Genomic DNA, 24,447 nt, shown 5'->3' with positions numbered 1-24,447 from the left:
GACAGGCCCGGCCCCCGCCGTCGGGAGGGGGCCGGCCCGTCGGCTCAACTCCCCCGCGTCAGCCGCCGCTTGTCCGGCTTTCCCGCCGCGGTGAGCGGCACCTCCTCGATGAGGGTGAGACGCGTCGGCGCGCACGCCGCGCCCAACTGCGCCGTCACCAGCGCGCGAAGGTCGTCGAGCGCGGGCACGCAACCGGCCGCGGGGACGACGAAGGCGTGCACGGCCTCCCCGGTGGCCTCGTCGGGCACGGCGACGACGTACGCCTCGGTGACCGCCGGGTGCCGGCCGAGCAGCCGCTCGACGGGGCCGGTGTAGTACACGTTGGCGTCGACGATGACCACGTCCCGGGTCCGCCCCGACAGCCACAGCCTGCCCTGGGCGTCGAGGCTCCCGAGGTCGCGCGTACGGACCCAGCCGTCCACGAACACCTCGTCGCTGAGCCCGGGTCGGCCCCAGTACCCGCAGCCCTGCGACGGCGTACGGACGAAGATCTCGCCCTCGGTACCGGCCGGGACGGGGCGGCCGGAGGGGTCCCGGACCTCCAGATCGACGGGCGGCACGCCCAGCGAGCCGGGCGGGTCGGCGGGCGTGGCCATGGAGATCATGCCGGTCTCGGTCTGTCCGTACCCGTGGAAGACGACCGGGCCCAGCACCCGCACGGCGACACGCGCCCGGCCCGGTTCCAGCGGCGACCCGGAGACCATGAGCGCGCGCAGACCGCCGAGGTCGACCGGAGCGGAACGCAGCTCCGTCACCAGCCGGTTCAGCCGCCCGACCGTGATGACGCTCGCGGTCGCCCGGTGGCGCACGAGGGCCCCGGGGAGGTCCGGCGGGTCGGCGGAGACCAGGACGCCTCCGGAGGCGAGTGCGAGCAGGCCGTATTCGAGCATCACCTGGCTGGCCAGGGTGCCGAAGACGAGGAACCTGTCCAGCCTGCCCGCCAGCTCCCGGACCGCCGGCGGCCAGTCCTCGGGCCGCAGCGCCCAGGCCGCCGTCATCGCCGCGTACGTCTGGGCGCACGCCTTGGGCACACCGGTGCTGCCGCTGGTGTGGATGAGCCGCGCGACATCCTGCGGGCGGGCCGAGACGCGGGGCCGCAGACCGTAGTCCGGCGCCGCCAGCAGCTCGCCGAGCGGGAGGACGACGTCCGTCGGCCAAAGGTCCGCTCCGCCCGGTCCGCCGGGCCGGTCCGTGACCGTGACCGTGACCTCGGCTTCGCGCAGGAGGGCCCCTTGCTGGTCGTCCGTCATGCCGGGCCGTACCCCGACGACGCGGGCTCCGACCGTGTACGCGGCGATGACGGCGGCGAACGCCTCGGGACCGACGCCGAGCAGCAGGGCGACGGCCCGGCCCGGCCCGATGCCGTGCTGCCGCAGGCCGCTCGCCACCCGCCGTGTCATGCCGAGCAGTTGACGCCCACTCACCTCCCGGCCGTCGTGCTCGAAGACCGTGCGGTCGCCCGCCGTGTCGAGGAGATCGAGGACTGCACCGGGGAACTGTTCCGTCATGGCGCTCCTTCACGGGACCGGTTGATCGCACACCACCGGCCGGACGCTAACGGCGCGGTATCAGAAGGCTCTGAGATGCGGACCGGTCCGAGCCCGCCCACGACGACGCTTGCCGGCGCGCGCACCTTCCGGGTGCGTGCGCCGGCCGGTCGGGCTCGGTTCAGCAGGCGCCGAGGTCCTCCCAGACGCCCCACTCGCCGGCGGTGCCGGGCTCCTCGCCGGTCACCCACCACTTGGCGCGCCAGGTGTGGCCGTCGTGGGAGACGGTTTCCCCGCCGTTGTAGACGCTCCCGGCGCTCCAGGCTCCCGCGACGCAGTCGCCCGGCTGGTCACCGCCTCCGTCGTCCCCGCCACCGTCGTCGCCGCCTCCGTCGTCCCCACCGCCGTCGTTCCCGCCACCGATGTTGACGTCGATGCAGGCGTAGAAGGCGTTGGCGGTGTCCGCGATGTTCCAGACCGCGAGCACCTTCTGCCGCCCGCTGAACCCGCCGAAGTCCAACTGGTGGCTGACCGAGGCGGGCGGCAGTGCGCCGTGCCCGTCGAACTGGGCGATCTTCTGGTCGCCGATGAAGTACTGCCAGTTGCTGGTGGCGTGCCGCGCCTCGATGGTCCAGGTGAAGGTGTGCGTGGTGCCGATCGGGGTGACCCGCCAGCCCTTGGCGTCGTCGTCCAGGTCGGCCCACCGGGCGTCCCCGCCACTGCAGTTGCGCAGCCCCTTCGGGCCCTCGACGCTCGCCGGTTCCCACTTGATCTGGCCGCACTGCACCACGCGGTTGGCGCACTGGTCCTGCCGGCTCCCCGGCGAGACCACCCAGCCGTGGGCGCTCGCCGTCGGTGCCGGCAGGCTCAGGGCCACCACGGGAGCGACCAGCGCTCCCACCGCCGCCGCCAGCTTTCTTTTCATGCGCATGACATCACTTTTCCCTTCGGTCCACGTCGACTCAGCCTGCCCCGGCTTACGACGTTGCCGATCAGGCAACCCGCATCGCAGGTCTAGACCTACGTACGCAGGTCTAGACCTTAGCGAAGGGCCGGGCCCCGTCAAGGGGTCGCACACCGCCCACCGCACCCCGTTGCGCGCTCCAACTGCCCCGGCCGAGGACCCCCTTGTGCCGGACGGGCCTCTGTAGTGGGCTGTCCGCCATGAAGAAGAGAAGCCTGGCGGCCCTGACCGCAATCCTGGTCGTGGTCCCCCTCGTCGCGGCGGCGCCCGGTCAACGGGCCCGGGCCGCCGAATCCGGACCCGGCGACGCGGCGCGACCCGCCGAGTCGACGCTGGTCGGCGGAGTCGACCTCGACACGGTGACCATCCCCGAACTGCAGGCCCGCATGGACCGCGGGTCGCTGTCCTCGCTCCGACTGACCCTGGCCTACCTGCGGCGGATCAAGGCCGTCGACCCGAGGATCAACGCGGTGCTGCGTACCAGCCCGACGGCCCTGCGCCAGGCGGCCGCCAGCGACCTGCGGCACCGCCTCGGCAAGTCCCGAGGCCCACTGGACGGCATCCCCGTCCTGCTCAAGGACAATGTGAACACCCGCGACATGCCGACCACCGCCGGATCACTGGCCCTGGCCGGAAAAGCGCCGGACAGCGACGCCGACCTGGTCGGGAAGCTGCGGGCGGCCGGCGCGGTGATCCTCGGCAAGACCAACCTGTCCGAGTGGGCCAACTTCCGCGCGGCCAAGCCCACGTCGGGGTGGTCGGCGGTGGGCGGACAGACGAACAACCCGTACGTACTGGACCGCAACCCCTGCGGTTCGTCCTCCGGTTCGGCCGCGGCACTCGCCGCGTCGCTGGCCCAGGTGGCGATCGGCACCGAGACGGACGGCTCCATCGTGTGCCCCGCCGGGATGAACGGCGTGGTCGGCCTCAAGCCCAGCCTCGGCGTGGTCAGCCAGTCGGGCGTCGTACCGATCTCCGCGGAGCAGGACACCGCAGGGCCCATGGCCCGCAACGTGATCGACGCCGCGCTCACCCTCTCCGTGCTCGGCGACCGTGACACCGTGCGACCCGACGGCGCTCCGAGCCTCACGGACGCGAGCCTCACGGACTCGGCCGGCCGTCCCGGCAGCCTGCGCGGCAAACGCATCGGCCTGTGGCGACTGCCCTCGCTCGGCGCCGAGGTGGACGCCCTCATGACCCGCACGGCCGATCGGCTGACCGACGCGGGGGCCGAGGTCGTCGAGGTGAGCATGCCGTACCAGGAGCGGCTGGCCGAACTCGAGTTCCCGGCGCTGCTGAGCGAGTTCCACCGGGACATCGACGCCTACCTCCCCACCCGCGAAGGGCCGCAGAACCTGGCCGAGCTGATCGAGTTCAACCGCACGCACCCGCGGGAGCAGACCTGCTTCGCCGGGCAGGAGCTGTTCGAGCAGGCGCTGGCCGCGCCGCCCACCACCGATCCGGAGTACCGGGCGATGCGCGCGGAGTTGACGGACCTGTCCCGACGGTCCATCGACGAGGTCATGGCCGCACACGGCCTGGACGCCATCGCCTCCCCGGCCAACCCGCCCGCCTGGACGACCGACTGCGCGCGCGGCGACAACGACGTGATCCCGTCCTCCACCCCGGCCGCCGTCGCCGGGTACCCCTCGCTGTCCGTGCCGGCCGGCTTCGTCGGTGAGCTGCCGGTCGGGCTGCTCCTGATGGCCGGCGACCGCCAGGACGCCGAACTGCTGTCCCTGGGTGCGGCGGTGGAGCACCGGCTGGACGCCTGGCGGGCGCCCCGGTACCTGCCTTCGACACCGTCCGGCGCCTCCCGCTGAGCCGACCGGCGAGCGCCATGTCGTCGAGCAGCGCCTCGACGCGGTCGCTCGCCGGTATGCAGCTGACCTTCTCCTCGCCCGCGAGCAGTGATCTCCGGCTGCACCCTGCGTAGGTCCCCCGTGCGTTCGCGTCCCTCCGACCACTGCAACGTATCGAGACAAACGTCATGAATGCCGCCGACACGCACCTTTCGATCATTACCCCTATTTACACCGGAAGCGGGGCCAGGGCTTCACGCTTCGGCGACCTCGCCGTACAGCTGCGAGAGCTCGGGAACGCCGTCCTCCGCCCATGCGTGGCCGCTCGCCACCACGTCGAACTCGCGGCCGGAGGCGAGCCGCACGACCGGCTGCCCGTCGGACCGGATGGCCCAGGCGGCACCGGGCACGGTGCGCACGATCACGGTGCCGAGGTACAGACCGGCGTCGTTCCCGAGCCAGGTCAGGATCTCCTCGTCGCTGCGCCACCGCGGCAGCACCTGGTCCAGCTGCTCCAGCGAGAGCGCGGAGTCGTCGAGCCCCACCCCCTCCCGCAGCGCCTGGGAGCGCAGCAGATCGCAGTCGGCGAGCAGCTCGCCGATGCCCTCCGCGTCGTGCGCCCGGGGATCTTCGCGCCGCTTGCCCAGGAAGGGGAAGTTCATACCTCCAGACTGTCATTCGTACCGCCATGTGCACCACAGGGCACGCGGAGGGCGTGCGCGGTGGGTAGCCCACGGGCCCCGGTCCCGTGCGCGTGACTGCGTGACTAGAGGTCCAGGTCCACCACGACCGGCGCGTGGTCCGAGGCGCCCTTGCCCTTGCGCTCCTCGCGGTCGACGTAGGAGTCGGTGACGGCCTTGGCGAAGGGCTCGTTGCCGTACACCAGGTCGATACGCATGCCGCGGTTCTTGGGGAAGCAGAGCTGGCGGTAGTCCCAGTACGTGAAGGGGTGGTCGTACTTGAGGGGACGCGGGACCACGTCGGACAGACCGGCGCCGCGCAGCGAGGCGAGGGCGGCGCGCTCGGCCGGGGTGACGTGGGTGGCGCCCTCGAAGGCCGACCGGTCGTAGACGTCGTCGTCGGCCGGCGCGACGTTGTAGTCCCCCATCACGGCGAAGGGGCGGCTGCCTGCGGCGTCACCCTCGACGGCGGCGCGCAGTGCCTCGAACCACTGGAGCTTGTAGGCGTAGTGCGGATGGTCCACCTCGCGGCCGTTGGGCACGTACACCGACCAGACGCGGGCCGGTCCGCAGGTGGCGGAGATCGCGCGGGGCTCCTGGACGCCCTCGTAGCCCGGATCGCCGGGCAGGCCCTTGACGACGTCCTCCAGGCCCACGCGGGAGAGCACCGCCACCCCGTTCCACCGGCCGGTGGCGTGGACCGCCGCCTCGTAGCCCGCCTCGCGCAGCTCGTCGAAGGGGAACTGCGCCTCGGCGACCTTGGCCTCCTGGAGGCACAGCACGTCGGTGCCGCTGCTCTCCAGCCAGGCGAGGAGCCTCGGCAGGCGGGCGGTGATCGAGTTCACGTTCCAGGTCGCGATGCGCATGCTCCACAACCTACCGGGCGGCACTGACAACGCGGTCCCGCCCCGGGCGGGGCCTCAGAGCCGCGCCGAGTCGCCGGGGGTCAGCCGCAGGTGCTCGGAGCCGCCCAGCTCGCCGATCTGACGGTCGTAGATCGGGCGGGCGAGGTCGGTGAGGAGCGCGTCGTGAATGTCGTAGGCCCGCTGCGGACCGACCTCCCGCACGTACTCGATCACCTCGGCGATCTTGTTCCACGGGGCCATGACCGGCAGCATCAGCGTCTCGACCGGGTGGTCGGGGACGGTGAGGGCGTCGCCGGGGTGGAAGACCTTGCCGCCGTCCACAAGGAAGCCGACGTTGGTGACGCGCGGGATGTCCGGGTGGATCACCGCGTGCAGCTCCCCGTGGACCTGTACGTCGAAACCGGCGGCGGTGAAGGTGTCACCGTGGCCGACGGTGTGGACGCGCCCCGGGAACGCCGCCGAGATCTTCTCGGCGACCGACTTCAGCGTCCAGATCGCCGCGGCCGGGTTGTCCTCCATCGCGGCGCGCAGCCGCAGCTCGTCGAAGTGGTCCGGGTGCTCGTGGGTGACGAGGATCGCGTCCGCGCCGAGGGCGGCGTCCTCCTCGCTGAATCCGCCGGGGTCCAGGACGAGGGTCTGCCCGTCCTTTTCGAGGCGGACGCAGGCGTGCGACTTCTTGGTGAGCTTCATGCCTCCATCCTGCCGCCGGGGCCCCGCTCCCGGCCCGCCGGGACTCACTCGGGCGGTGTCGTCTCCTCCCGGATGACCTGCTGGGCCACCCGGAAGGCGCCGTTCGCGGCCGGTACGCCGCAGTAGACGGCCGCCTGGAGCAGTACTTCCTTGATCTCGCCCGGGGTGAGGCCGTTGCGCAGGGCGGCCCTGAGGTGGGGCGCCAGCTCGTCCAGGTGGCCGCCGGCGACGAGGGCGGTGAGGGTGACACAGCTGCGCGAGCGCCGGTCGAGGCCCGGCCGGTCCCAGATCTCCCCCCACGCGTACCGGGTGAGGAACTCCTGGAAGTCCCCGGAGAACTCGTCCGCCTGCGCGAGCGCCTGGTCGACGTGCCCGTCGCCGAGGACCTCCCGGCGCACCTTCAGCCCGGCGTCGTACGGATCGGGCCGCCCCTGTGCCTGCGGCGGCACGGCGGGGGCCGGGGCGATCTCGGCGATGGGCGCGCTCTGCGGGGGCTGGGCCGGCCCCGGCTGGACGGGCGCGGCGACGGACCCGGCGACCGGGACCGGGTGTGCGGCGGGGTGGACCGGGACGGGGATCTGGCCGGTGGAGGTGGCGTCGGGGGCGGCCTGCCAGGCGGTGGTGAAGTGCCGCACCAGCAGATCGGTGACGGCCGCGGGCTGCTCGACCGGGACCAGGTGGGAGGCGCCCGGAACGACCGCGAGGCGGGCGTCGGGAATGCCGGCGACCAGGGTGCGGGCCTCGGCGGGGCCGGTGACCTGGTCGTCGGAGCCGACGAGGACCAGGGTGGGTACGCCGACCCGGCCGAGTTCGCCGCGCACGTCGAACGCGGCGAGCGCCTCGCAGGCGGAGATGTAGCAGCCGGGGTCGGTGGTCCTGACCATCTGCACGGCCCACTCGGTGATCGCGGGCTGGGCGGCCGCGTACCCGCCGGTGAACCAGCGCTCCGGGGAGCTGCGGGCGATGGGGTCGAGCCCGTTGGTGCGCACGATCACGCCGCGCTGGCGGAACTCGTCGGCGGTGCCGAACCGGGGCGAGGCGGCGATCAGGGCGAGGGAGGCGAGGCGCTCGGGGTGGCGCAGCGCCAGCTCGATACCGACGGCGCCGCCGAACGCGCAGCCGGCGTACCCGAAGCGCTGCACGCCCAGCCCGTCGAGGGTGGCCAGCAGACGCGTGGTGAGCTCGGCGACGGATCCCGCCGGGTGCGCCGGGGCGCCGCCGTGCCCGGGCAGGTCGAAACGGAAGACCCGCCACTGCTGAGCCAGCTCGGGCACCTGCCGGTCCCACATGTGCCATGTCGTACCAAGTGAGGGTCCCAAGATCAGCACGGGAAGGTGTTCCTGCCCGTCAACGCGGTATTGGAGGGTTTCAGAGGTGGGCTCACTCATGGCTCACACCCTCTCATCTCTCACAATCTCTTACGACCGCCCGGTATGTACGTCACCAGTACCGTGCAGTCGGTGCCCGCGTCGCCGGTCTGGGGACTCCGCAGATTCGACGCCCTCCCCGGTCCTCTGTGAGCGATCTCGCACCTGTCGTACAGCCGCCGGCCCGCCGTCCGGTCGCCCCCGGTCAGGCCGCCAGGTTGACCGGGATGCTGTCGAAGCCGCGGTTGCCCAGGCCCGGGTGGCGTACCGCCTGGGCGGCGGGCTCCACCTTCGGGAAGCGGGCCAGCAGCCGGCCGAACACCACCTCGGCCTGGAGCCGGGCCAGGTGCGCGCCCAGGCAGTGGTGGATGCCGGCCGCGAAGGAGAGGTGGCCGTTCTCCTTGCGTGCGACGTCGAAGGCGTCCGGGTCGTCGAAACGCTCCGGGTCGTGGTTGGCGACGCCGAGCATCATCATCACGCCCTGGCCGGGCTTGAGGTCGGTGCCCGCGAAGCTGTGCGGCTCCAGCACGGTGAACACGTCGAACTGGGACGGCGAGTCGAAGCGCAGCATCTCGTCGACCGCAGCGGGCAGCAGCCCGGGGTCCTCGGTCAGGCGCCGTCGCGACTCGGGGAAGCGGAACAGCGCGTCGAGTCCGTTGCCGATGAGGTTGGCGGTGGGCGTGTTGCCCGCGCCGAACAGCAGCAGCGCGGTGGCGATCGTCTCGGTCCGGTCCAGCGGCAGAGCGAGGGCTCCGGCCGGGCACGCGCGAGGCCCATGTGTGGACCGCGCGTGCCCGCCTCGGACCGCGACGCCGCGGTCCGGGCGGGCCTCGCGCTGCTCGCGCCCGCCGAGCACGAGCGGCTGACCCGGTTCCGCTTCGCCCGGGACCGCGCCCAGTACGCGGTGGGGCATGCCCTGCTGCGCACCGCGCTGACCGGCCGGCATCCCGAACTCCCCCCCGCTGGGATGGGAACTCCGCACCACCTGGCACGGCCCTCCGGAACGCGCGGGCCGCGCGGCGGAGACCGGGCTGAGGTTCAACCTCTCCCACACCGCCGGCGCGGCCGTCTGCGTGGTGACCCACGGGACCGACTGCGGCATCGACGTAGAGGAGACCGCTGCCGCGCACCGCACCCGTCGGCTGCCCGGTGTGCTCGCCCCCGCAGAGGCCGCCGCGCTCGAAGCGCTGCCCGTCGGCGGACAGCCCGACGCCCTCCTGCGGTACTGGACCCTGAAGGATGCCTCCACCAAGGCCCTCGGCCTGGGCCTCGCCCACCCGTTCAGCCGCTGCGACTTCGGCGCGCTGTCCGGCACCGGGACCATCACGATGCGCCGCCGACACCACGGGCCAGTGGCAGTTCCAGCAGTGGCGGCCGGGACCGGGCCACGTCGCAGCGCTCGCCCTGCGCCGCGGCGCGGGCGCCGCCGATCTGGTGGTGGTCCACCACGGCGACGCCCTTGCCGGCTCCTGTCAGACCTTGGCCACGTAGCACGCCAACCGGGTCTTCCTCGCCGGGTACGTGTTATGCCTTGACGGCCGGGATCGGGTGCACGGTCATCGGGAGTGCGCTGGCCCCCATGATGCCCTTGCACACCTCCCGCACCGGACGGCTGCCGGGCACCGGCCGGAGTTCGAAACGTGGCAGCACGGTGGCCAGGGCGAAGGCCATCGTCAGGTTGGCCATCGATTCCCCGGCGCACAGACGGGTGCCCGCGCCGAAGGGCATGAACATCTCGCGGCGGGGCTGCTGGGGGTGCCCCGGTGCCCACCGGTCGGGGTTGAAGGTACGGGGGTCGGGGTAGACGGCCGGGTCGCCGGTGCAGGGCGGTGAGGCTGGGTCAGCAGTTCGGCCTCGGCGGGGAACGCGAAGCCGTCGACCTTCACGGGCCGGGTGGTGCGCCGCATGTCCATCCAGCCCGGACTGCGCAGCCGCAGGGTCTCGTTGATGACCTGGCGGGTGTACACCAGGCGGCTCAGGTCGCGCATCGTGGGGTCCCGCCCTTCCAGCACCTCGGCGAACTCCTCGCGCAGTCGCCGGGCCGCCGTGGGGTGTTGGGAGATTTCGTGGAAGGCCCACCCCAGAGCGTGTCCGGAGCTGTCACCGCCGGCGATCAGCATGGACAGCACCTCGTCGCGCAGTTCGCCCGGGCTCATGGGCCGGCCGTCCGCGTCTCGGGCGGCGACCGTGCTGGACAGGATGTCCTTGTGGTCCTGAGGGTCGGTCCGGTACCGGTTGATGCTCGAGGCCAGTGCCTCTTCGAGCCGGTCCCGCGCCCGGATGAAGCGCCGGTTGGCCGGGGTGGGCAGCTTGTCCACCAGGTCGCTGGGGACCACGCTGCGGACGCCGACACCGGCGATGAAGTCGGCGATGGTGTCCCGGATGGTGTCGGCATCGCCGGTCACCTTGTCCGAGGAGAACAGCGCGGTGTTGATCAGCTCGTTGGCCAGGGCGTCCATCTCCCGGGCCATGTCCACGACGGCACCGGGCCGCCAGGATTCGACCCGCGTCTTGATGCCGCCCAGCAGGGCGTCGACGTCGTACCCGGGGTGCTCGTGGCTGAACGCAGGCTGGACCATCCGGCGCTGGCGCAGGTGGAAGGCGCCGTCGGAGCTGCCGAGCCCGTTGCCGACCAGCGGGCGCACCTTGCTGAAGAACTGCCCCCGGGCGAAGGTGTCACCGCTGTCGCCGAGTATCTCGCGGACCATGAGGTGGTCGTTGACGAGGAAGGTGGGAGTGCGGCCCATGCGCAGCCGCAGCACGGGCCCCTCGGAACGGACCCGCTCGAAGAAGGCCAGCCTCTGGACCGCCACAGCCGGTCTGTGCCCGGCCAGCGGGAAGCCGCCGGATGCGACTGGCACAGAACCGACACCCTGATCCGTACGACCCGACATCAGCTAGCTCCCGTCGTCTTCTTCCACTGGAACAGGAAGTGCTCACCCGACGCCGCGCCTCAACTGCCGGGCGCCCGCGCGCGGTTCGAAGTTGGCCCGGGCCGGTGGCCGCCCGGCGTTCAGAATTGAGCAGTGGCAGCGGAATGCGGCGGTCGCGCGCGGGCCCGGCCGGGACGGGCGGGGTTCGGACCGTCGGAGGCGGCTCCGTAAAGGCCGGTCAGCGCAGTCGTGGCACGTTCACCCGCCCGGTGCAGGTCGAGGCCGGCCCGCCCGGGCGGCACTCAGGAGTCGACCGCCCCCGGTGGCCGTCTCGTGCTTGACTGACACCATGGCCCGAGACGACGAGACCATCGAATTCGCTTCGGCGGCGGAGCTGCAGGAATGGCTCTCCCGCAATCATGCCGCGTCCGGCGGGTTCTGGCTGAAGCTCAAGAAGAACGCCGCGGGGCAAGGCGCCCTGACGTACGCCGAGGCCCTGGACGTCGCACTGTGTTACGGGTGGATCGACGGCCAGAAGGGCAAGTTCGACGAGGTCCACTGGCTCCAGAGGTTCACGCCGCGGTCGGCCCGCAGCCGGTGGTCCAAGGTCAACCGGGAGAAGGTCGCCGCCCTCACCGAGCAGGGACGGATGCAACCGCCGGGCATCGCCGAGGTCGAGCGGGCAAAGGCGGACGGGCGCTGGGAGGCGGCCTACGCGGGCTCCAAGTCCGCCACCGTCCCGGACGACCTGGCGCAGGCGCTCAAGGCCAATCCGGCCGCCGCCGAGTTCTTCGAGACCCTCGACAGCCAGAACCGCTACTCCATCCTCTACCGGGTGCAGGACGCCAAGAAGCCCGAGACCAGGGCCCGGCGCATCGAGAAGTACGTCGGCATGCTGGCCAACCACGAGAAGATCCACGGGTGACCGCACGACCGGCACCCGGAAGCGAAGAAGGCTCGTGCACGTAGGCGCGATGCCCGCGGTCCTGGCGGCTACCGGCGGACGATGGGCATGATCAGCTCGTCCACCACGGACACCAGGTAGTCGTCGGGAACCGGGGCCGAGTCGCTCAGGAAGCGCTGCACCAGCATGGCGGGCCCCAGTTCGGCGACCAGCGGGCTGAGCCGGCCGGAGCGGACCTCGCCGCGCTCCACCCCACGCTCCAGGATCAGTTGGAAGACGTTCTCCCGGGGCTGGAAGACGCGCTCCTGCACCACGGGGACCAGCGGTCGGTCCCGGTCGATCTCGGCCAGCAGACTCTGCACCGCGCGGCCGACGGAGGAGTTGAGGACCTCCGCCTTCTGCCGCATGTGCTCGACCAGGTCGTCGCGGACGCTGCCCGTGTCGGGTGCGTCCTCGGGGGCGGGCAGGGCGTAGTCGAGGGTGTCGACGACGAGTTCGGCCGCTGCTGGGCATGCGCGTCGTCCAGGGCGCCGGCGCCGCCATCGTCGTCCCCACGGTGCTGTCCCTGATCGCCACCGGTTTCCCGACCGAGCGGGAGCGCAACCGGGCCTTCGCGGTGTTCGCCGGTGTGTCGGGCGCGGGCGGCGCGATCGGCCTGGTGGCGGGCGGGTTGCTCACCGAGTGGGTCTCCTGGCGCTGGGTCCTGCTGGTCAACGTGCCCAGCGGTGTCGCGCTGTGCCTGGCCGCGCCGCTGTTCATCGGCAAGTCGCCGCGCAGCGAGGGCCGGTTCGACTGCGGCGGCGCGATCACCTCCACCGGTGGTGTGGCCCTGCTCGTGTACGGCTTCATCCACGCCTCCGAGAGCGGCTGGCGGGAGGCCACCACGATCGGCTCCTTCGTCGGGGCCGTGGTCCTCCTGGCGGCGTTCGTCCTGATCGAGAGCCGCACCTCGCAGCCGATCATCCCGTTGCGCCTGTTCGCCAGCCGCAACCGCTCGGGCATCTACGCCCTCGGAGTGGCGATGATGGGCTCCCTGATCGGGATGTTCTTCTTCCTCACGCTCTTCTTCCTCACGCTCTTCTTCCAGAATGTGCTGGCCTACAGCCCGCTCAAGACCGGCCTGGCCTTCCTGCCGCTCAGCGTCTCGATCATCATCGTCTCCGGCGGGTCTGCTCAACGCCACGCAGCAGATGGGCGGCTCGCTGAGCCTGGCGGTCATCATCACCGTCTACGGCGCCGCGACGAGCGACGCCACGGGCGGCGCCGCGCACGTCCTGGCCAAGGGCGCCTCGGCCGGGTTCCTGGTCGCGGCGGCGATCACGATCGTCGCGCTGGCCTGTGTGGTCCTCCTCGTCCGGCCCGTCGCGGAGGACGCCGCGGCGGGGATGATGCCCGGCGCGGACGCCGGCGCCGAAGCGGAGCCCGGGCTCACGGCGGACGGCTCGGCGTCGGCTCCGTCGGCCGAGAAGCTGGAATAGTCGCCGCCGGGAAGACGGCGGGGCGGGGCGGGTCTGTGGACCCGCCCCTTCCGCTGTGTGTCGTCCCGTGGCCGGCCCCGGGGCAGTGGTCCAGGCGCAGGGCCTTGTGGCAGGTGTAGCCGGCGGTGGCGACGTGGTCCGGTAGGCAGTTGGAGCGGCCCGCGCCCCGGGTGAGCCCGGGGGCGGGGTGGTGCGGTCGGTGAGGTGCCGGCTCAGCCGAGCGGGTTGGTGGTGTCGCGCAGGGTGGCCAGGGCCGGGGCGTACATGCGGGCCTTGATGGTGCCCAGGGTGTCGCCGGCCTTGTTCACCTGTGCTTGGGCGATCTCGATCGCGGTGGAGCGCACGGCGCCTTCGGCGACGGCCCGGTCGACGATGCCGGCGGCCGCGGCGTCGGTGCCGCCGTAGCGGTGAGCGGTGAGCATGGCCTCGTGCGCGGTCTGCGGCGCCAGCCGGGACTGGACGAGGGCGGCCATGCCGGGGGTGAAGGGGATGTTGATGTCCGCTTCGGGCAGGCACCAGTAGCCGCGGTCGGCCCGCATGACGCGGAAGTCGTGGGCGAGGGAGAACATCGCGCCGGCGGCGAAGGTGTGCCCCTGCAGCGCGGCGACCGTGACGACCGGCAGCGACAGCATCCGCGCGAACAGGTCGTGGACGGAGACGACGTAGTCCTGGTGCTGGTCGGCGTTGGCGAACAGCCACTCCAGGTCGAGCCCGTTGGAGTAGAACTTCCCGGTGGCGGCGGTGACCAGGGCGCGGGGCCCCTCCGCCTTCTCCACCTCGTCGAGCGCCGCGCCGACGGCGGTGACCCAGTCGGGGTGGAAGCGGTTCTCCCCGTCCCCCAGGTCGAGGACGAAGACGTTGTCCTGACGGTCGAGTGAGGGCATGGCTGCTCCTTCGTTACTTGTCTGACGTGGGTCAAGGACTGCGAGCTACGCCTCGGGCCGGACTCCGGCGCCGGGGCGGTCGCGCAGGGCGTGGAGGATCAGGTCGTGGATCTCGGCGGCGGCTGCCTCGATCGGGGCGGTGCTCTGCTCGGCCCGGCACATGATCACCGCGCCTTCGACGGCGGCGACGATGAAGGCGCCGAGCCGGCGACTGCGCTCCTCGGTCAGGCCGTGCCGGACGAGGAGTTCTGCGAGGGCTTCCTGCCAGCGAGCGAAGACGACGGCGGCGGAGCGGGCGAGTTGGGGTGCGTCGTCGTTGGTCTCGACGGCCACCGCCACGATCGGGCAGCCGGCCCTGAACCCGCTCTCCACGAGCCGGTCGCGCCACAGCACGAAGAACGCGTCGACGGCTTCCACCGGATCGTCCGCCTGCACGGCGGCATCGATCAGGCCCGCGATGAAGTCCCCCGCCAACGCCACCGCCTCGTCGATGAGCTGCGCACGCCCGCCGGGGAAGTGGTGATACACCGAGCCCCGAGGGGCCCCGCTGTGGGCGAGGACCCGGTCGATGCTGGTCGCGCTCGCCCCGTACTCACGCAGCAGCGCGGCGGCGCTGAGGATCATCCGATCACGGCTTTCACTCCTGCGCGGACTCACCCGCCCAGCACCTCCCGACGACGACGCGGCCTCCGCGAACGGATGGGCTACCTGCCGGTAACTTAAGGTGTCTGCCATAGAACATGCAAGAGGAGTTGCAGCAGTCACCGCAGCGTCACCGCAGCCAACGTGCTGCGACCCGAACCGGTCGTACGCCGGTCGACGCTCCATTCCTCCGTTCACGTGCGGGGCCTCGCTCATCCCCCCGGCTCGTCGGCCATCCGTCTGCCGACCCGGGCGGCCGTCTCCCGCAGCCAGATGTGGGCCGCGTCGTGGGTGTGCACCGGGTGCCACCACAGCGCCTCGCTCAGCGGCACCGCCTCGTAGGGCGGCTCCACCACGCGCACGGCGGCGAGTGGGGCGAGGAGCCGGGCGAGGCGGGCCTGGACGAGGGCGATGCGCCGGGTTCCGCTGACCAGCAACGGCATGATCTGGAAGCTGTCGACGGAGACCTCGACGCGGGGCTCGATGCCCAGCATGCCGAGCTGCCGGACGGCCGGGGCGTCGTAGGTGCGCTGGTAGGTGACCCAGGGCAGCCGGGCCAGGTCTTCCCGGGTCAGCCGGTCGTCGACGCTCGGGTGGTCCTCGGCGACGAGGAAGACCCACCGGTCCTGGTAGAGGTCGGTGGCGGGGAAGTCGCTGATGACGCCGTGCGGCATGAGCAGGCCGTCGGTGGTGCTCAGCAGGGTGTCCGTGGCGTCCACCACGGAGGTCGGGGTCTGGGCGAAGCGCAGCCGGATGCCGGGGGCCTGCTGGTGCACCACCCGGGCGAGTTCGGTGCCGAAGACGGCGACCGCGTAGTCGGACGCCACGAGCTTGAACTCACGGCTCTCCTTGGCCGGGTCGAAGTCCGCCTGACTGGCGAAGAGACGTTCCAGCAGGTCGTAGGCGGTGGACGCGCGGTCGAGGAGGACCTGTCCGAGGGCGGTGAGTTCGTAGTGGCCGCCGACCCGGGCCAGCAGGTCGTCGTCGAAGTGCCGGCGCAGCCGGGAGAGCGCCGCGCTCATCGCCGGCTGGCTGAGGCCGACGCGCTGTCCGGCGCGGGTGACGTTGCGCTCTTCGAGGAGAGCGCGCAGGGCGACGACGAGGTTGAGGTCCAGGCGACTGAGATTCACTGCGACATTTCTCGTTGTTCGGCGATGACCTGCGGAAATTTGGCACATGGATGACTGTCATCCACAGAATCTATTTCCCTGATCACGGGTGGCGAGTCCAGATTAGTGCCATCGCAATCAGGAGGACATGTCCGTGAAACCTGAAGCCGCGTCCGCCCTCTTCGCCGGACCCTTCGCCCTCGCCACCCTTTCCGCTCCCGAGGGCCCCGCCTTCCCCGCCCTCGTCACTCCCGACTCCCAGGTGATCGACCTGCGGACCGCCCTGAGCGACGCCGCCCTGACCATGCGGGGAGTCCTGGAGAGTTGGGACGCGGTGCTGCCGCAGCTGACCGCACTGGCCGACGCCGCCGGCCCCGTACGTGGGGCATTGGCGGACTTCCGGGTGCATGCACCGGTCGAGCCGCGCCAGGTGTTCCAGTCCGGCGCCAACTACCGGCAGCACGTCATCGACCTGCACGTCGCGCACCGCGCGCCGGGTGACGAGCGGCCGGAGGCTCAGCGGCGCGCGGAGGCCGCGGAGATCATGGACCGGCGGGCGGCCGAGGACCTGCCGTACGTGTTCATCGGCCTGCCGAGCGCGATCACCGGCCCGTACGACGACGTCGCGCTGCCCGCGTGGGCCGAGAAGCCCGACTGGGAACTGGAACTGGCCGCGGTGATCGGCCGCCCGGCCCACCAGGTGTCCGTCGAGGAAGCCCTGGACCACGTCGCGGGCTACACGATCGCCAACGACCTGACCGACCGGGCCACCGTCTTCCGCCGGGACATGCCGCAGATCGGCACCGACTGGCTGCGCAGCAAGAACGCCCCGGGCTTCACGCCGCTCGGACCCTGGATCGTGCCCGCCGCCTCGGTCGGGGACACGGGCGACCTGCGTCTGACGCTGAAGCTCAACGGCGAGACCATGCAGGACGAGTCGACCAAGGACATGATCTTCGACGTGGCCCGGATGGTCTCCTACGCCTCGCAGACCGCCCGGCTGCTCCCCGGCGACCTGGTGCTCACCGGCTCCCCGGCCGGCAACGGCATGCACTGGGGCCGGCTGCTGCGCGACGGCGACGTCATGGACGCCGCCATCACCGGGCTCGGCGCCCAGCGCACCCGGTGCGTGGCGGAGGTGACCCGATGACGCCGGACCGCACCGACCCCGCGGGCTCGATCGCCCGGACCGCCGAGGCGTGCTCCAACTGGAATCGCTGGGGCGAGGACGACGTGCTCGGCACGCTCAACTTCCTCGACGAGACCAAGCGCCGCGAGGGTGCCGCCCTGGTCCGGCGGGGCGTCAGCTTCTCCCTCTCGCAGCGCTTCGACATGAACGGCCCGCAGAAGGGCTGGCGGCGGCGCACCAACCCGGTGCACACCATGCTCGACACCGGCACCGACGCCGCCCTCGGCAACCAGGGCTTCCCGCACGGCATCGGCGGCGCCGACGACGTCATAGCGATGCCGCTGCAGTGCTCCACCCAGTGGGACGGGCTCGGCCACATCTTCGACCACGGCAAGGCGTGGAACGGACGCCCCGCCGAGCAGGTCGTCACCTCCGACGGTGACCTGGTCACCGGCATCGAGCACATGGCCCCGCACGTCGCCGGACGCGGGGTGCTCCTGGACGTCGGCCGGGTCGTCGGCGAGGACGGGGAACTGCCGGACGGCTTCGCGATCACCGAGGAGCACCTGGCCGCGACGGCCGAGGCGCACGGTGTGCGGGTGGGGCGCGGCGACATCGTCCTCGTCCGCACCGGCCAGCTGTCCCGGGTACGCCGATGCGGGTCCCCCCACGCCGAAGGCAGTGGGGGAGGCTGGGGCGACTACGCCGGCGGGCCCGCGCCCGGGCTGTCGTTCACCACGGCGGGCTGGCTGCACGGCAGCGAGATCGCCGCGATCGCCACCGACACCTGGGGCTTCGAGGTCCGCCCGAACGAGTTCGACCACGCCTTCCAGCCGCTGCACCAGGTCGCCATCCCGCACATCGGCCTGCTGATCGGCGAGATGTGGGACCTGGACGCCCTGGCCGGGGACTGCGCGGCCGACGGGGAGTACGCGTTCTGGCTCACCGCCGCGCCCCTGCCCATCACCGGGGCCGTCGGCTCACCCGTCAACCCGATCGCCGTCAAGTGACCGGCGGAACAAGGGAGTTCCCCATGAGCGAAGCCCGTAAAGTCCTGGTGATCGGCGGGGGTGCGGCCGGCAGTGCCGTCACGATCCTGCTGCGCCGCGCCGGCCTCACCGTGGACCTGGTCGAGGCCAAGGACGACTGGAACGCCACCGCCGGCTCCGGCATCACCCTCCAGGGCAACGCCCTGCGCGTCCTGCGCGAACTCGGCGTCTGGGAGCAGGTGGAGGCATCCGGCTTCGGCTTCGGCTCCGTCGGCATCACCGCCCCCGACGGCACCGTCCTGCACGCCCAGGACGACCTGCGCACCGGCGGCGAGGACCTGCCCGCCACCGTCGGCATGCAGCGCCCCCGGCTCCAGCAGATCCTCATCGACGCCGTGCGCGCCGGCGGCGCCACCGTCCGCCTCGGCACCACCGCCGAGATCCTGGACCAGGACACCGACGGTGTCTCCGTGCGCCTCTCCGACGGCTCCGAGCACCGCTACGATCTCGTGGTCGCCGCCGACGGCCTCGGCTCCCGCACCCGCGCCGCGATCGGCATCACGGACCAGCCGGAACCGACCGGCATGGCCATCTGGCGCATCGCCGCCCCGCGTCCGGCGGGCGTCGTCCGTACCGACCTCGCCTACGGCGGCCCGGCCTACATCGCCGGCTACTGCCCCACCAGCGAGACCACCCTGTACGCGTACGTCGTAGAGGCCAACCGTGACCGCGCGTCGATCCCGCCGGAGTCGTACGCCGAGGAGATGCGGCGCCTGGCCTCCTCCTACGGCGGCCACTGGCCGGAGATCACCGAGCACATCACCGACCCGGCGAAGGTCAACTACACCTGGTTCGACCGGCTGCTGGTCGAGGGCTCCTGGCACCGCGGCCGGGTCGTCCTCGTCGGCGACGCCGCCCACTGCTGCCCGCCCACCCTCGCCCAGGGCGCCGCGCTGTCCCTGGAAGACGCCTGGGTGCTCGCGCAGATGCTGACCGGGTCCGACGAGTGGGACGACGACCTGTTCCAGGCGTACCACGAGCGGCGGATCGCCCGCGTCCGCCCGGTCGTGGAGGCGTCCGTACAGATCGGGCAGTGGCAACTCGACGGGGTGCGCGACGCGGACGTGCCCGGCCTGATGGGCCGCACCATGACCATGCTCCGGGAGCTGCCGTGACCGCGCAGAAGCCGGGCACGGCCGCCCCTACCGTCGACGTGCACGCGCACGTCCTGCTCCCCGAGATCGAGGCCCTGGTCTCCGACCGGCCCGGGTACACCGAGGCCAAGGCACTGGACGCCCGTCGCAACGGCCCCGCCGCCCTCGCCGTCAGCGGCCCCATGGTCGGCGAGCGCATCCCGCGGCTGACCGACGCCGGCGTGCGCCTGGCCGCGATGGACGCCCAGGGCGTGGACGTGCAGCTGGTCAGCCCCTCCCCCTCGCACTACCACTACTGGACCGACGAGGACACCGCCGAGAAGCTGTACCGGCTCGCCAACGAGGCGACGGCCGCGCACTGTTCGGCCGCCCCCGAGCGGCTGCGCGGACTGGGCCTGGTGCCGCTCCAGCACCCGGAGCAGGCGGTCCGGGCCCTGGACCACGCCCTGGAGCAGGGGCTGGCCGGGGTGGAGATCTCCAGTCACGCCCCCGGCCGGGAGCTGTCCGACCCGGCCTACGAGCCCTTCTGGACCCGGGCCGGGGAAACCGGCGCGATCGTCTTCGTGCACCCCTTCGGCTGCACCCTGGACGAGCGGCTGGACCGGTGGTACCTGTCCAACACGGTCGGCCAGCCCACCGAGAACGCCGTCGCGCTGTCCCATCTGATCTTCTCGGGGGTGCTCGACCGCCACCCGGGGCTGAGGCTGCTCGCCGCGCACGGCGGCGGTTACCTGCCGACCCACATCGGCCGCTCCGACCACGCATGGTCGGCCCGTTCCGACACGGGCGCCGGTTGCGCACACCTGCCCAGCAGCTACCTGAAGCGCCTGTACTTCGACTCGCTGGTCCACGACCCGCACGTGCTGCGGGAGCTGGTCCGGGTCGCCGGGGCGGACCACGTCCTGCTCGGCTCCGACTTCCCCTTCGACATGGGCACCGAGGACCCGGTCGGCGCCCTGCGCGCAGCACGCCTGTCCGACGCCGACTTCCACGCCGTCCGGGGCGGCAACGCCGCCGCCCTCCTCCGGAAGGACTGACATCATGCGCCTGCTCACCCACCTGCGGCACGTCGACCTCGCCGTGCCCGACTACGACAAGCAACTCGACTTCTACGCCGGCGTCTGGGGCCTGACCAAGGTCGCCGAGGACTCCGGCATCTCCTTCCTGGCCGCCGAGGGCTCCCCCGAGCAGTACGTCGTACGGCTGCGCAAGGCCGAGGAGAAGCGCCTCGACCTCGTCTCCTACGGCGCCGCGTCCGCCGCGGACGTCGACACACTCGCCGAGCGACTGCTCGCGGGCGGCGTGCAGTTGGTCTCCCAGCCGGGCAGGGCCGACACCCCCGGCGGCGGCTACGGCTTCCGCTTCTTCGACGTCGACGGCCGCACCATCGAGGTCTTGGCCGACGTCGAGGTCAGGCAGCACCGCAGGATCGAGGAGAAGGAGTCCATCCCGGTCAAGCTCTCCCACGTCGTCCTCAACTCCCCCGACCTGAACCGCACCCGCGAGTGGTACGAGCGCCACCTCGGCTTCGCCCTCTCCGACACGCTCAGTTCGCCGCACATGGGCGAGGTCATGCACTTCATGCGGATCAGCAGCCAGCACCACTCCATGGCCCTCGCGAAGGGCCCGCACACCGCCCTGCACCACATCTCCTTCGAGATGCGCGGCATCGACGAGTACATGCGCGGCTCCGGGCGCGTCATCCGCGCGGGCTTCAAGAAGATCTGGGGCCCGGGCAGGCACATGGCGGGCGACAACACCTTCACGTACTTCCTCGACCCGCACGGCAACACCGTCGAGTACACCACCGAGCTGGAGAACCTGGACGAGGACACCTGGCACCCCCACGTCTACGACTTCTCCAAGCCCGAGGTCACCGACCAGTGGGGCACCGCCAACCCGATGAACGAACTCGTCGCCAAGGAGTCGTTCAACGACCCCGACCGCGGTGTGTTCGTCGCCCCGCCGGTCTGATCCGCCCCGCCGACTCCGGGGACGCGGCGGTACGGCCTTGCACGGACGGGCGCTGCCGCGTCCCCGGTACCCAACGACACTCCGCTGGAGCCGCACCATGCGTTTCGCCGCATACGAACACCGACACCACCGCCGGGTGGCGGTCGTGGAAGAGGACGGCACCCTCTTCCCCCTGCCGGGCGTCACCTCGCTCACCGCACTGATCCAGCAGACCGACGGGCTCCCCGGCTTGCTCGCCGCCGGGGCCGCCGCCCTGGACGTCCCCGCGGGCCCGCATGTCTCCCAGGTCCGGTTGCTGCCTCCGCTGCGACCCGCGTCCGTACGGGACTTCGTGACCTTCGAGGAGCACGTGGAAGGGGTGCGCCGGTCCGTGGAGGGCACCGGCGGCGTCCCCGAGCAGTGGTACGCGGCCCCGACCTTCTACTTCACCAATCCGCACGCGATCTACGGCCCCGGGGACGGCATCCCCGTACCTCCCGGTTCGGCCGTGCTCGACTTCGAGCTCGAAGTGGGTGCCGTGGTCGGCCGGGAGGGCCGCGACCTCACCGCCGCACAGGCCCGCGACCACATCGTCGGCTACACCGTGTTCAACGACTGGTCCGCGCGTGACCTCCAGAGCGCGGAGATGAAGGTGGGCCTCGGCCCGTGCAAGGGCAAGGACACCGCCACCACCCTCGGCCCGTACCTGGTCACCGCGGACGAGCTGGAGCCGTACCGGGACGCCGAAGGCTTCCTGCGCCTGGCCCTGACCGCCGAGGTCAACGGCGAGAAGGTCGGCGAGGACCTGCTGTCCAACATGAGCTGGACGTTCGAGGAGATGACCGCCTACGCCTCCCGCGGCAGCCGCGTCGTGCCCGGCGACGTCCTCGGCTCCGGCACCTGCGGCAACGGCGGCTGCCTCGCCGAACTCTGGGGCCGGCGCGGCGAACAGACCCCGCCGCCGCTGAAGCCCGGCGACACCGTCACCCTCACCGTCGAGGGCCTCGGCACCCTCACCAACACCGTCGTCCCCGGCGTCGAGCCCGTCCCCCTCCCCACGGGCCGGCGCCGGTCACGGGAGCGGCCGTGAGCGACCCGCACCCCGAGAGGCTGCTCGGCAAGGTCGTCGTCGTCACCGGCGCGGCCCGGGGCCAGGGCGCCGCCGAGGCCGAGGCCCTCACCCGCGAGGGCGCCCGGGTCATCGCCACCGACGCCACCCACGCCGCGGGCTGCCGGCGCCTGGACGTCACCCGCGAGCAGGACTGGGCCGAACTCGCCGCCGAACTGCGGGAGTCGTACGGGCACGTGCACGGCCTGGTCAACAACGCCGGCATCACCTGGCGGGCCCGCCTCGGCGACGTACGCCCCGAGGACATGGCCCGCGTCCACGGGGTCAACGTCACCGGTCCGCTGCTCGGCATCCAGCACCTTGCCCCGCTCATGCCGCCCGGCTCCTCGGTCGTCAACGTCGGTTCCTCGGCGGCCCTCACCGCGCACTACCCGGTCGCCTACACGACCAGCAAGTGGGCGCTGCGCGGCCTGTCGAAGACCGCCGCCCTGGAGCTGGGCCCGCGCGGCATCCGCGTCAACACGATCCACCCCGGCTACATCGAGACGGAGATGACCGCCTCCGCCGCGCCCGCCTTCCGCGAGGCCAACCTCCGCGAGACACCGCTCGGCCGCACCGGCACCGTCGGCGAGGTGGCGCCGCTGGTCGTGTTCCTGCTGTCCGACGACGCGTCGTTCATCAGTGGCGCGGAGATCCCGGTGGACGGCGGCATGACCGCGCACGGCGGCGTCAAGTCCGTCTCCGACGCCCTGCGGGAGGGGACGCCGTGAAGCGGCTGGAGGGCCAACCGGATCCCGAAGCACTGGACAGTCGAGCGGAAACCAGGGGAACAGGGACGCTTGAGTCTCCCGTAGGGGGAGGCGCGAGAGTGAGGGCATGAACGGCGAGATCTCCGTGCCGGAGGTCGCGGCCGCACACGCCGATGCCCAAACTCGCCAGCTTTCCGACGGCGAACGCCGACGCCTCATCACCGACTTCATCGACGACACGTTCGGCGGACTCGACGCAAGCCCCGACTTCGTCGGCATGATGCGCTCGGCCATGCCCGAACTGCCGGACGACCCCGAACCCGAGCAGGTCGACACCTTAGTGGAACTCGCCGAGCTCACCCAGGATCCCGACTTCCGCGCGACCGTGCGCCGCATGGCGCGGTACCAGGCGGCCGAGCGGGCCCAGGGCGACCGCACCGGCCTGCACCACGCCCCCACCGAGACCGTCCGCGACAGCGTCGGCCGCGCGCTCGATGCCGGCATCGCTCCGGCCACGGCCGAGGCCGCACCCGTCATCGACGCCCTCACCGCCCGCCATGCGCGGACCTTCGGCCGCGCCGACGACGCCGACCTGCGCCACTGGCCGCTGAGACGCCTGGAGATGGCCGGCGACCCTCGCGCGGAGCGCTACCGGCATCTGCTCGCCGTCATCAACGGATGGCCCGTCCCGTCCAGCCTGGCCCCGGTGTTCACGTGGTTCGCCCAAGCTCTGCGCGCCGACACCGGGCAGCCATCCCGCGGGGAGCAGTCCAGCGCCCGGCGACCGCCAATTCATTGCATCAGGCAGCACAGACGTCCCGGTGTCGTCATTCCCAGCCGAGAGGGGACGGCTCGGTGTCGGCGGCCGGGGCGGAGGGTTCCACGCCCGCCTCGTTGAAGGCGGCCAGGGCGTCGATCAGCACCCGCCGCTCTTCCGGGCTCAGACGTTCGACGATGACGGAGATCTCCGTGCGCCGTCGGGCGGTGACCTCCTCGACCGTGCGGCGCCCCTCCGTCGTGAGCCGCAGCAGAGTCTCCCGCCGGTTGTCGGGATTGACCTGGCGGTCCGCCAACCCGGCGGCGATGAGCCGGTCCACCATGCGCATGGCCGTCGAGGGGGCGACGCGGAGGAGGTCGGCGAGAGCGACGAGCTTGGTGGCGCCCCGGGTGGACAGGACGACCAGCATCCGGAACTGCGGCAGCGTCACCCGGTCCTCGACGGCGGACAGGGAACGCGCGGAGACCCCCACCAGCAGCCGGGACGCGGTCAGCACCTCCCGCGTGACGGCATCGACGTCCTCCATCGTCCCCTCGTGGGACTCGCGCTCCACCATGGGTCTTTTCTACCGGGATCCTTCATTGCGTATAACGGTCGGGTCTCACCTGGCGGGACATCCCCTGGTCACGAGCAGTGACGTGAGTTACGTCACTAAAAATTTGGCAAAGACGTGGTAGAACAACGCAACTTCGCAGGTGGATCGGCCAACCACCGAGTCGCGGAGAGCCGACCTGTCGTCCACCTGTTCACCGCTCAAGCCCGGCCCGGTCACGGTCCGACACCGCACCGTGCTGCCCGGGTCCGCTCATCGGACAACGACGTTCACCCAGAGACCGCTCAACCAGGCGAGACACCCCACCCCGCCCGCCCAGCGTCACCG

At 72.0% G+C, this 24,447-nt stretch carries 25 protein-coding genes and 2 pseudogenes; 12 read left to right on the top strand and 15 right to left on the bottom strand.

Annotated features, from left to right (window positions below):
• Window positions 1–44: 44 nt before the first annotated feature.
• Together IE258_RS17670 and IE258_RS17665 are read right to left on the bottom strand one after the other, a co-directional pair.
• Entirely contained in the window at window positions 45–1,508 is a 1,464-nt protein-coding gene (locus IE258_RS17670) for a class I adenylate-forming enzyme family protein (RefSeq protein WP_189744583.1), read from the bottom strand.
• Window positions 1,509–1,668: 160 nt separating this feature from the next.
• Window positions 1,669–2,418 (bottom strand): lytic polysaccharide monooxygenase, encoded by a 750-nt coding sequence (locus tag IE258_RS17665; RefSeq protein WP_189744581.1) that lies wholly within the window; start codon window positions 2,416–2,418, stop codon window positions 1,669–1,671.
• 233 nt (window positions 2,419–2,651) lie between these two features.
• Between IE258_RS17665 and IE258_RS17660 the strand changes: the two genes are divergently transcribed.
• Window positions 2,652–4,274, top strand: coding sequence for an amidase family protein (locus IE258_RS17660; protein WP_189744579.1), 1,623 nt, complete (start codon window positions 2,652–2,654; stop codon window positions 4,272–4,274).
• Between the two features lie 233 nt (window positions 4,275–4,507).
• Here the strand turns inward: IE258_RS17660 and IE258_RS17655 are convergent, their stop codons facing one another.
• The 5 genes from IE258_RS17655 to IE258_RS41730 all read right to left on the bottom strand — a co-directional run bounded on the left by IE258_RS17655 (window position 4,508) and on the right by IE258_RS41730 (window position 8,802).
• Window positions 4,508–4,915, bottom strand: coding sequence for a DUF6278 family protein (locus IE258_RS17655; RefSeq protein ID WP_127893983.1), 408 nt, complete (start codon window positions 4,913–4,915; stop codon window positions 4,508–4,510).
• A gap of 104 nt (window positions 4,916–5,019) precedes the next feature.
• Window positions 5,020–5,799, bottom strand: coding sequence for an exodeoxyribonuclease III (locus IE258_RS17650; RefSeq protein WP_189744576.1), 780 nt, complete (start codon window positions 5,797–5,799; stop codon window positions 5,020–5,022).
• Window positions 5,800–5,853: 54 nt separating this feature from the next.
• On the bottom strand, window positions 5,854–6,489 hold the full coding sequence (locus tag IE258_RS17645; RefSeq protein ID WP_189744574.1) for an MBL fold metallo-hydrolase: 636 nt from the start codon (window positions 6,487–6,489) through the stop codon (window positions 5,854–5,856).
• 44 nt (window positions 6,490–6,533) lie between these two features.
• The gene (pcaDC, locus tag IE258_RS17640) at window positions 6,534–7,877 is read right to left on the bottom strand and encodes a bifunctional 3-oxoadipate enol-lactonase/4-carboxymuconolactone decarboxylase PcaDC (RefSeq protein ID WP_189744573.1); all 1,344 of its coding nucleotides are present in this window, start codon (window positions 7,875–7,877) and stop codon (window positions 6,534–6,536) included.
• A gap of 184 nt (window positions 7,878–8,061) precedes the next feature.
• A complete protein-coding gene (locus IE258_RS41730) occupies window positions 8,062–8,802 on the bottom strand; it encodes a cytochrome P450 (RefSeq protein WP_189744570.1) in 741 nt (246 codons plus the stop codon).
• 127 nt (window positions 8,803–8,929) lie between these two features.
• On the opposite strand from IE258_RS41730, the pseudogene IE258_RS42045 reads away from it, so the two are divergent.
• Window positions 8,930–9,154 (top strand): annotated as a pseudogene (locus tag IE258_RS42045) (4'-phosphopantetheinyl transferase superfamily protein); the annotation flags it as partial.
• Window positions 9,155–9,179: 25 nt separating this feature from the next.
• On the opposite strand, the gene IE258_RS41225 reads toward IE258_RS42045, so the two are convergent.
• The 3 genes and pseudogenes from IE258_RS41225 to IE258_RS17620 form a co-directional block, all read right to left on the bottom strand.
• Window positions 9,180–9,350, bottom strand: a complete 171-nt coding sequence (locus IE258_RS41225; protein WP_229892171.1) for a hypothetical protein — start codon at window positions 9,348–9,350, stop codon at window positions 9,180–9,182.
• 30 nt (window positions 9,351–9,380) lie between these two features.
• Window positions 9,381–9,773 carry a cytochrome P450 gene (locus tag IE258_RS41725; RefSeq protein ID WP_268256330.1) on the bottom strand — a complete coding sequence of 131 codons (393 nt, stop codon included), beginning with the start codon at window positions 9,771–9,773 and terminating at the stop codon, window positions 9,381–9,383.
• Window positions 9,707–10,750 (bottom strand): annotated as a pseudogene (locus IE258_RS17620) (cytochrome P450); the annotation flags it as partial. The gene IE258_RS41725 and the pseudogene IE258_RS17620, both read right to left, overlap by 67 nt.
• 328 nt (window positions 10,751–11,078) lie before the next feature.
• Between IE258_RS17620 and IE258_RS17615 the strand changes: the two are divergent.
• The gene (locus tag IE258_RS17615; protein WP_189744564.1) at window positions 11,079–11,654 is read left to right on the top strand and encodes a YdeI/OmpD-associated family protein; all 576 of its coding nucleotides are present in this window, start codon (window positions 11,079–11,081) and stop codon (window positions 11,652–11,654) included.
• A 68-nt stretch (window positions 11,655–11,722) separates the two neighbouring features.
• Here the strand turns inward: IE258_RS17615 and IE258_RS17610 are convergent, their stop codons facing one another.
• Window positions 11,723–12,100: a TetR-like C-terminal domain-containing protein gene (locus IE258_RS17610; RefSeq protein ID WP_268256329.1), complete on the bottom strand. Its 378-nt coding sequence runs from the start codon at window positions 12,098–12,100 to the stop codon at window positions 11,723–11,725.
• A 44-nt stretch (window positions 12,101–12,144) separates the two neighbouring features.
• On the opposite strand from IE258_RS17610, the gene IE258_RS17605 reads away from it, so the two are divergent.
• Window positions 12,145–13,230 carry an MFS transporter gene (locus IE258_RS17605; protein ID WP_189744559.1) on the top strand — a complete coding sequence of 362 codons (1,086 nt, stop codon included), beginning with the start codon at window positions 12,145–12,147 and terminating at the stop codon, window positions 13,228–13,230.
• Window positions 13,231–13,323: 93 nt separating this feature from the next.
• Here the strand turns inward: IE258_RS17605 and IE258_RS17600 are convergent, their stop codons facing one another.
• The 3 genes from IE258_RS17600 to IE258_RS17590 form a co-directional block, all read right to left on the bottom strand.
• Window positions 13,324–13,995, bottom strand: coding sequence for an enoyl-CoA hydratase-related protein (locus IE258_RS17600; protein ID WP_189744557.1), 672 nt, complete (start codon window positions 13,993–13,995; stop codon window positions 13,324–13,326).
• A gap of 45 nt (window positions 13,996–14,040) precedes the next feature.
• The gene (locus IE258_RS17595; protein ID WP_189744555.1) at window positions 14,041–14,619 is read right to left on the bottom strand and encodes a TetR/AcrR family transcriptional regulator; all 579 of its coding nucleotides are present in this window, start codon (window positions 14,617–14,619) and stop codon (window positions 14,041–14,043) included.
• A 230-nt stretch (window positions 14,620–14,849) separates the two neighbouring features.
• Window positions 14,850–15,767, bottom strand: coding sequence for a LysR family transcriptional regulator (locus IE258_RS17590; protein WP_189744553.1), 918 nt, complete (start codon window positions 15,765–15,767; stop codon window positions 14,850–14,852).
• 127 nt (window positions 15,768–15,894) lie between these two features.
• On the opposite strand from IE258_RS17590, the gene IE258_RS17585 reads away from it, so the two are divergent.
• From IE258_RS17585 to IE258_RS17550, 8 genes are all read left to right on the top strand, one after another.
• Complete coding sequence (locus IE258_RS17585; RefSeq protein ID WP_189744552.1) at window positions 15,895–16,896, top strand: fumarylacetoacetate hydrolase family protein; 1,002 nt, start codon at window positions 15,895–15,897, stop codon at window positions 16,894–16,896.
• Window positions 16,893–17,885: a cyclase family protein gene (locus IE258_RS17580; RefSeq protein ID WP_189744551.1), complete on the top strand. Its 993-nt coding sequence runs from the start codon at window positions 16,893–16,895 to the stop codon at window positions 17,883–17,885. Before IE258_RS17585 ends, IE258_RS17580 begins: the two co-directional genes overlap by 4 nt.
• A 23-nt stretch (window positions 17,886–17,908) precedes the next feature.
• A complete protein-coding gene (locus IE258_RS17575; RefSeq protein WP_189744550.1) occupies window positions 17,909–19,039 on the top strand; it encodes an FAD-dependent oxidoreductase in 1,131 nt (376 codons plus the stop codon).
• The gene (locus IE258_RS17570) at window positions 19,036–20,055 is read left to right on the top strand and encodes an amidohydrolase family protein (RefSeq protein ID WP_189744549.1); all 1,020 of its coding nucleotides are present in this window, start codon (window positions 19,036–19,038) and stop codon (window positions 20,053–20,055) included. Before IE258_RS17575 ends, IE258_RS17570 begins: the two co-directional genes overlap by 4 nt.
• A gap of 4 nt (window positions 20,056–20,059) precedes the next feature.
• Entirely contained in the window at window positions 20,060–20,992 is a 933-nt protein-coding gene (locus IE258_RS17565; RefSeq protein ID WP_189744547.1) for a VOC family protein, read from the top strand.
• Window positions 20,993–21,089: 97 nt separating this feature from the next.
• Complete coding sequence (locus IE258_RS17560; protein ID WP_189744545.1) at window positions 21,090–22,061, top strand: fumarylacetoacetate hydrolase family protein; 972 nt, start codon at window positions 21,090–21,092, stop codon at window positions 22,059–22,061.
• Window positions 22,058–22,810 carry an SDR family NAD(P)-dependent oxidoreductase gene (locus IE258_RS17555; protein WP_189744543.1) on the top strand — a complete coding sequence of 251 codons (753 nt, stop codon included), beginning with the start codon at window positions 22,058–22,060 and terminating at the stop codon, window positions 22,808–22,810. Before IE258_RS17560 ends, IE258_RS17555 begins: the two co-directional genes overlap by 4 nt.
• Window positions 22,811–22,916: 106 nt before the next feature.
• On the top strand, window positions 22,917–23,687 hold the full coding sequence (locus IE258_RS17550) for a hypothetical protein (protein ID WP_189744541.1): 771 nt from the start codon (window positions 22,917–22,919) through the stop codon (window positions 23,685–23,687).
• On the opposite strand, the gene IE258_RS17545 is transcribed toward IE258_RS17550, so the two are convergent.
• Entirely contained in the window at window positions 23,617–24,123 is a 507-nt protein-coding gene (locus tag IE258_RS17545; protein WP_189744539.1) for a MarR family winged helix-turn-helix transcriptional regulator, read from the bottom strand. The two genes, IE258_RS17550 and IE258_RS17545, sit on opposite strands and share 71 nt — an antisense overlap.
• Window positions 24,124–24,447: the final 324 nt, after the last annotated feature.

Origin of the sequence: Streptomyces tendae, from assembly GCF_014650435.1 — a bacterium.
GTDB lineage: Bacteria > Actinomycetota > Actinomycetes > Streptomycetales > Streptomycetaceae > Streptomyces > Streptomyces tendae.
Note: the sequence above shows the minus strand (reverse complement) of the source record. Positions and strands in the feature narration are given on the sequence as shown.